The organism is Salipiger sp. HF18 (assembly GCF_011806505.1).
Lineage (GTDB): Bacteria > Pseudomonadota > Alphaproteobacteria > Rhodobacterales > Rhodobacteraceae > Salipiger > Salipiger thiooxidans.
The window spans coordinates 1-854 of sequence record NZ_JAATOS010000892.1 but is presented as its reverse complement, the minus strand read 5'-3'; the positions used below and the strand labels follow the sequence as shown (position 1 = coordinate 854).

The following is an 854-nucleotide window of genomic DNA, read 5'->3' as shown; positions in this document are numbered from 1 at the left end:
GGGGTTCGAGGTGATGTCCCCGAAGGTCTGCGGCACGGACATGCCGATCTGCCGCCGGAACTCGGCAAAGCGCGGCACGCCGCGCTCGCGATCGCGCAGGACGTCGATGGCGGCAAGGTCGACCACCCGGCCGTTCTCGCGGTGCAGGTTGCGCAGGCCCCTGGGGAAGTTGTGCAGCACCAGCGCGCCGGGGTGCTCGGTGCAGAGCGAGTAGAGCACGTCGTCGAACCCGAGTTCGCGGTAGAGCCGGTGCGCGGCGCCGTGGCTGACGCCGGCAAGGTCGGTCTTCAAGACCGGGCTGTCATCGGCGGCGCGGCGGAAATCGTAGTCGTCGGGCATCAGCGAGTGCAGCCTGTAGACCGCGGCGAATTCCTCGGTCATCGCATAGGGCGCACCGTGGTGATCGGCGGGCGAGCCGGGGATGCCGTTGACCACCTCGCTTTCCGAGAAACGTCCGTTGGCGACGGTGGCGCGCTCACCGATCAGGCCCCAGAAATTGCCCCGCATGGCCATGCGTCCGACCGGGCTGTCCATCAGCGCGGGCGTCCATTCCACCGTGTGGATCTTGGCCAGCAGCGCCGAAACCACGAGCCGGGCCTTGCCGAAGAGCCATTCCCCGGAGGCGTTCGGATAATCGACCCTGAGTCGCGCCACCACGGCATTGTGCTCGCGCACGAAGAGCGTGTGCAGCACCGAAAGCCCGATCCACCAGTTGCCGTTGACGCCGCTCAGCTCGAGGTCGGCCACGCCCGAGGGGCTGTCGATCGGCAGCAGGCCGCGCTCGTCCAGCGCCAGCGTCGCGGCGGCACGCAGCGTGTCGAGCTCGGGGCGCTGTCCGCCGAGCTGTGCCGCGC

General features: G+C 69.3%; 1 protein-coding gene. It reads right to left on the bottom strand.

Annotated elements, in window-relative coordinates:
- The coding region (locus tag HC022_RS27795) for a peroxidase family protein (protein WP_303049119.1) at positions 1–854 on the bottom strand (854 nt) is incomplete at both ends.